The following is a 5,991-nucleotide window of genomic DNA, read 5'->3' as shown; positions in this document are numbered from 1 at the left end:
GGGCGACAAAGAGCGTCTCCAGGCGTTTGAAGGCATTGTGATCGCCACCAGGCAGGGCCCGCAGGGCAGCTTCACCGTCCGTAAGATGAGCTTCGGACAGGGCGTCGAGCGCATCTTCCCGTACAACTCCAAGGTTGTCGACAAGGTCGAAAAGGTTCGTTCCTACCAGGTTCGCCGCGCCAAGCTGTTCTATCTGCGCGGTCTGCGTGGCAAGGCTGCCCGTCTGAAGGAAGTCGAGCGCTCCTAAGCGTTTCAGGCGTCAATTTCTCTTGACGCAAAAAGCCGGCCTTGCGGCCGGCTTTTTCGTGTTTCTGCGATTTGGTTTTATTTGCCAGGCCCCGCGGGCTTGGCTCCCGCAGGTTTGGTTCCCCCGGCCGGGTTTGTTCCCGGAACCGCCGGTGGTACCGCTACCGGCTTGGGGACGGCCAGCGTGGGTTTGACTTCTTTTGGCAGGTCCGGGGCATTCGTGGAGACTGCTTTCGCTCCGGGCCAGGCATAGGGCGGACGCCGGAGTGTGCCGTATCCCATGACCGGGAAGCGCGAGCTCATGGTGTACTCGCGGTCGACGCGGACATACGCCGAAGCGGGATGCTTCTGGTGCAGCAGCGGCTTTTCACTGGCGAGCTGCAACGTATGCTCGCTGACCGAGACCGTGAGCGTCTTGCCGTCGAAGGCATTCTTCTGTTCGGTTGCGCCCTCGAACGGAACTCCGGAGATGACGGTATTGCCGATGCCCGGCGCATAGATGTAGAGATACTTCAGGTCGGCAATGTCGTAATTCAGCCGCGCTTTGCCGGTCCACCCATCCACAGTGAGTGTGCCCTGTTCGATGGTGACTGGCACCTTCTTCGGTTCTTTCTCTTTGACCGCCTTCAGCTTCTTCCCGTGCTCGTCGTAGCCGAGATTGTCCTTGGTCCGCAGAAGCAGCTTGCCGTGTTCGTCCAGCCTTGGCTCGCCGTGTTTGTCACGCAGAGGTTTTGGCGCCGGGTTGAACATCGGCCTGGCGTCGGGGTCGAGCATCTGCTTGCCGGCCTCATCGAGCATCGGGGTGCCCTGCTTGGGAAGCGCATCGATCTGGCTCTGGATCTCAGCCTTCTCAGCCTTGTGTTTGGCCTCTTCTTCCGGACTGACCACCGGCTTGGCCTTCTTGCCGCCTAAGAGACCGCGCARCGTGCCTACGCTCTGTTCCTTCTGCTCCTTCTGTTCTTTCTGCGGCGCAGCCTGGGGCTGAGCCTGGTCCGCGGGTTTGGCGGCATCCTGCGCCGCAGCCAGGGTGGAGACGCACACGATGAGAGTGAAGATCCGCTTCATAGACATAGATATGCCATGCTCCTCCATGCCCGGCTAGAGCATTTTTCCTGTTGCTGGGTATCCCGGTAGAGGAGTGCAGCCGCGTTTTCATTGCGGAAAACGCCCATAGATGCAGAAGCCCTACACTACACCTACAGGAAAAATGCTCTATTCCGCGTCATGGATTTTACCCGCTTTTGATTGCTTCTCTTAGGAGAGTAYTTCGGTGGAAGCATACCTTATGGCAAGCCATCGGTCATGAGGAAATTCAGGCGATACACTGGGAGAAGCGCCATGCGTTTCTCCCGCCCCAAAGCCGTCTCTGCCCGTACCGGGAAGGAGCTGGCTCCCTCAACAGCCAAACAGATGATGCTTCGTCAGCTCGTGTGCTCCGATGCTCCGGAGCAGGCGCTACGTTATCGCGGGTGCCGGATGATCGCGGGCGTGGATGAGGTTGGCCGGGGAGCGTTGTATGGCCCTGTAGTTGCCGCCGCCGTCATTCTGCCGGAAGCGTGTGCCGAGCTGGCCGAAGCCGGACTGAAAGACTCCAAGCAGATGGAGCGCGAAGACCGCGAGCGCCTGGATCTGCAGGTGCGCGCCATGGCTCTGGCCGTCTGTGTCGCTGAGGTCGATGCCGAGACCATCGACCGCATTAACATCTATCAGGCGTCGCGTCTGGCTATGTTGAACGCGGTTGCGGGACTCTCCCTGGAGCCGGATCATCTGCTGATCGACGCCATGCGCATTGACCATCCTTGTCCGCAGACAAAGCTGATCTACGGCGATTCGCTGTCGCTCTCGATTGCAGCGGCATCCGTGGTGGCAAAAGTTCACCGCGATGCTCTGATGCGCGCTGCTGATGAGACTCATCCGGGGTATGGACTGTCGTCCCACAAGGGATATGCGACCCCGGCTCACAGAAAAGCTTTGAAGGAACTGGGGCCAACACCGCTGCATCGGCGGAGTTTTGCGCCGGTGGCTGGGGTCGATCCGGATGCTGCGCTGGAAGCAGCGTTGGAGATGGATGATCTACCCTTTGACGAAGAGGTGCTCAGCGAGAGCGCCGCTGGAGAAAACGCAGCATGGGATTGAGGATGATGGTCGTCGTCGCACATCCGGACGACGAGTGCTTTGCCTTTGGAGGAGCGATTGCTCTGGCAACACGGCGTGGCGTCGAGGTGAGCTGTATCTGTCTGACCGATGGACAGGCAGCGAGCAACCGCGGAGCCTCCACCGACGGCAAGGATCTGGGCCGTATCCGCCGTGAAGAGTTCGCTGCAAGCTGCCAGGTGCTGGGCATCCAGCACTATGAGCTGCTGGACTACCACGATGCGCAACTGGTGCATGCCAATGTGCATGAAGCCGGCAAAAAGCTGGTGCAGCGGATGCGGACCTTCCGTCCTCATGTGGTTGTGACCTTCGGCCTGGATGGCGGGTTAAACGTCCATCCCGATCACACCATGGTCTCCGCCATCACATCGGCAGCCTATCACTGGGCTGGACGCGCCAAGCGGTATCCGGAGCTCGGGCTGGAGCTGCATCTGCCGCAGCGGCTATATCACATCACCACCAACTTCACGCTCGAGGAGCGAGAGCCATTGATGCCGGCGCCGTGGACCTGTGTGCTGGATACGGCGGAGGTACTGCCGGTGCGCATTCAGGCCTTCGAGAAACACGCCTCGCAGTTACCGGTGCTGGAGAGCGTACGGCCGTACCTGGATAAGTTCGGACAGCAGGAGTTCTACACGCTGATCTCCGCCGCCACGCCGCAGCCCGCTGCGATGACGCACGATATGTTCGACGGCATCCGGGAGTAAGGAGCTCAGGCTTCCAGATCGAACTCGATCGGCTCGATGAGGGGCATGAGCCACTGGAGCAACGCCTGATGCGCGGGATGCGCCCAGTAGCCGGCGTAGATTTCTTTGTTTTCAAAGATCATGACGCCGGCGAAGGTGTAGTCGCCCTTGTTGACCGCGAGGTTCTCGCCGACGTGGACCTCCCGCAGGCCGGGAATTACGCCCTGGAAGGCAAGAATCTCGCGCTGGGCGCGCGCTATCTGTTCTTCGGTAACGCCTGGCTGCCAGCGGAAGAGAAATCCGTGAATAAACATGAAGCTCCTTCTGTTAGAGCATTTTCTCTGTTGCTGGGTAGCTCGGAAGGGGAGTGCAGCGGCGTTTTCATCGCGGAAAACGCCCATAGATACGGAATCCCTACACTACACCTGCAGGAAAAATGCTCTAGGGCTTCAGCATATCGGAGCCCCGTATCTGCAGTGCGAAAAGAAGATTGCGCTCCGGGCCGGGTTCGCCCATAATCGGCTCGAACGGAGCCGACAGATGCGCCGCGTTTTTCTTCTTCTGGCAATCGGAGTTTCTCTGCCTGCGCAACAGGCGCCACAGGTCCAATCGCTACAGACACAGCCGCCTCCTTCCGGAAGCGTTACAGGGCACATCTTCTGCGCAGACACTCATGCTCCGGCAAGATTCGCACGGGTGAGCCTGGTTCGTCTGCGTGACACCGAAAATTTGGAGCGCCAGATCGGCGTGATGTTTTCGTCCTTTGGAGGGCCGGCCACAACCGATATGGAGGGTGCGTTCGCCATTCCCCATGTCGCACCTGGGACATATGCGCTGCAGGTCGATCTGGCGGGATATCTCGATCCCACATCGGTGGTTGACATGCAGGATTGGATGAAACCTGATCCGCAAGTACAGGCAAACCTTCGGTCTGCTTTACCGACCGTCACCATCAGAGGTGCTGAAACCGCGAGCCTGGATGCCAGTCTGGAACGTGGCGCAACGCTTTCCGGCAAGGTCCTTTTTGATGACGGTTCTGTAGCATCCGGTATCGCAATGCAGCTCATGGACGCGCCTGCAGTGGTGGGACCAGGGGGAAGCACCGCGCGGCATCGTGCCGGGCTCCATCGTTCTTATTTCACGGATGATCAAGGGAATTTTCGAATCTCAAGCATTCCTCCGGGAGACTACGTTGCGGCGGCTGCTATTCAGATCCAGCGAATGGTGCCCTTATCCACGGGGCGCAGTGCGTTTCAAAATGTTGGAAGCAGTCAGACAATCTATGCGCCAGGCTCCTTTCGCAAAAAGAACGCCAACATCATTAAGGTCTCAGGAACAGACGAGAAAAGCGGGATCACAATTACCATTCCGACGCGAGGCATGCACTTCGTCGCGGGAACTGTCATACAGCAGGAAAATGGAATGCCAGTGACCGGAGGTAACGTCCAGATGGTGGACGAGGACGACCCGACGTTTATGCTCAATGGCCAGATCGCACCGGACGGTAGTTTCCGGATCGATTTTGTAACACCCGGTCAGTACACCTTGCGAGTAATGAACGCCTTCGAAAGGCCGCAGGCGGATAGTACTGGTCCTCACCGCATCAGCCACCACTACGGAACGACCCAGGCATCGGTGATTGTCGCATCGGGAGATGCCACGGGAATCACCCTGCAGGTACCCGCCCTTGAGGATCCGACAAAGCCGCCGCCGATCATAGCTCCAGTGCGCTCTGCCGCCAACCCAAAGTGAGTTCCAGAGCGTTTTCTCTGTTACTGGGTATTCCGGAAGGGCGTACAGCGGCGTTTTCATTGCGGAAACGCCCATAGGTGCGGAATACCTACATTGCGCTTACAGGGAAAATGCTCCGTCGTCTAATGGATGAATCCTTGAGATGGGAGTCGATAAATGCATCGAGGGGTCTCTTTTCTTTTTCTGACGACAGTTCTCTCGTTGCATGCGCAATCACCGAGTCCACCATCCGTGGCACGGGAGAGCGCGGCTCTTCCTGCAGGCCACGTAACTGGGCATGTCTTCTGTGCGGACACCCATGCGCCCGCGCGACAAGCGCGGATCAGTCTGGTGCCTCTCCCGGAGGAGAACACCAAGCCTGCGGATCTTCTTCGCCGTGGACGCGGACGTGGAGAAGGGTTCAGCGATCTCAATGGCGCCTTCATCATCGACCATGTCCCACCTGGCACGTACGCCGTGCAAGTGGATCTGACGGGATACCTCGATCCCATGTCAGGTGTCGACCTCTCCGATTGGGAGAGTCTTGAGCCGGATGTACAGCGGCATCTTCGCTCAACAGGTGTAACGATTCGCGGAGGGGAAGCGGCAGCTCTGGATGTCGAGCTGATGCGCGGTGCAGCGATCAGCGGCCAGATTCTCTACGATGATGGAGCGCCCGCGGCAGATGTCAGGGTGCAGGCTGTCTCATCGCCAACCTCGGCCAATCGCCCACGGGTAGGAGAGAGTAGCTTGCCCGCGGTAGCCACCGATGACCAGGGAAAGTTTCGCATCGCCGGCGTTCCTCCCGGCGAATATCGCGTGATTGCCGGCATGGTGCAGGCGAATGTCTTCGCGAGGGACACGGCACAAGCGGTCAGCCTCTATCTGAATACGCAGCAGCTCTATGCGCCCGGAACCTTCCACAAGAAGGAAGCATCGACATTCAAGATCGTCGGAAGTGAGGAGATGGGGGGCGTGGCCATCACCATTCCTACTCGCGGCTTGCATCTGGTCCGAGGCAGCGTTGTGCGGCAGGCAGACGGCATACCAGTGGTGCACGGTGCTGTGCAATTGACGGATGCCAGTGACCGCTCATTTTCCCGGAACGCGGACATCACTCCCGATGGCAGCTTCGTGATCGCCTTCGTGCCTTCGGGAACCTACAGATTGCGTG

At 59.0% G+C, this 5,991-nt stretch carries 7 protein-coding genes; 5 read left to right on the top strand and 2 right to left on the bottom strand.

Annotated features, from left to right (window positions below; genetic code table 11):
• Positions 1 to 247, top strand: a 247-nt coding sequence (rplS, locus tag AB4043_RS11460; RefSeq protein ID WP_442307092.1) for a 50S ribosomal protein L19, incomplete at its 5' end; no start/stop codon positions are given.
• Between the two features lie 77 nt (positions 248 to 324).
• On the opposite strand, the gene AB4043_RS11455 is transcribed toward rplS, so the two are convergent.
• Positions 325 to 1,317: a hypothetical protein gene (locus AB4043_RS11455; RefSeq protein ID WP_442300309.1), complete on the bottom strand. Its 993-nt coding sequence runs from the start codon at positions 1,315 to 1,317 to the stop codon at positions 325 to 327.
• Positions 1,318 to 1,584: 267 nt separating this feature from the next.
• On the opposite strand from AB4043_RS11455, the gene AB4043_RS11450 reads away from it, so the two are divergent.
• Together AB4043_RS11450 and AB4043_RS11445 are read left to right on the top strand one after the other, a co-directional pair.
• The gene (locus tag AB4043_RS11450; protein WP_442307091.1) at positions 1,585 to 2,382 is read left to right on the top strand and encodes a ribonuclease HII; all 798 of its coding nucleotides are present in this window, start codon (positions 1,585 to 1,587) and stop codon (positions 2,380 to 2,382) included.
• Positions 2,373 to 3,107: a PIG-L deacetylase family protein gene (locus AB4043_RS11445; RefSeq protein WP_442300307.1), complete on the top strand. Its 735-nt coding sequence runs from the start codon at positions 2,373 to 2,375 to the stop codon at positions 3,105 to 3,107. Before AB4043_RS11450 ends, AB4043_RS11445 begins: the two co-directional genes overlap by 10 nt.
• Positions 3,108 to 3,112: 5 nt before the next feature.
• Here AB4043_RS11445 and AB4043_RS11440 read toward each other — a convergent pair whose 3' ends face one another.
• A complete protein-coding gene (locus tag AB4043_RS11440) occupies positions 3,113 to 3,400 on the bottom strand; it encodes a Dabb family protein (RefSeq protein ID WP_442300306.1) in 288 nt (95 codons plus the stop codon).
• Positions 3,401 to 3,626: 226 nt separating this feature from the next.
• Between AB4043_RS11440 and AB4043_RS11435 the strand changes: the two genes are divergently transcribed.
• Both AB4043_RS11435 and AB4043_RS11430 read left to right on the top strand, forming a co-directional pair.
• Positions 3,627 to 4,838, top strand: coding sequence for a hypothetical protein (locus AB4043_RS11435; RefSeq protein ID WP_442300305.1), 1,212 nt, complete (start codon positions 3,627 to 3,629; stop codon positions 4,836 to 4,838).
• Between the two features lie 330 nt (positions 4,839 to 5,168).
• Positions 5,169 to 5,991 (top strand): carboxypeptidase regulatory-like domain-containing protein (locus AB4043_RS11430; protein WP_442307090.1); only part of this gene is annotated, 823 nt, incomplete at its 3' end.

The organism is Terriglobus sp. YAF25, assembly GCF_052113305.1.
Classification (GTDB): domain Bacteria; phylum Acidobacteriota; class Terriglobia; order Terriglobales; family Acidobacteriaceae; genus Terriglobus.
Note: the sequence above shows the minus strand (reverse complement) of the source record. Positions and strands in the feature narration are given on the sequence as shown.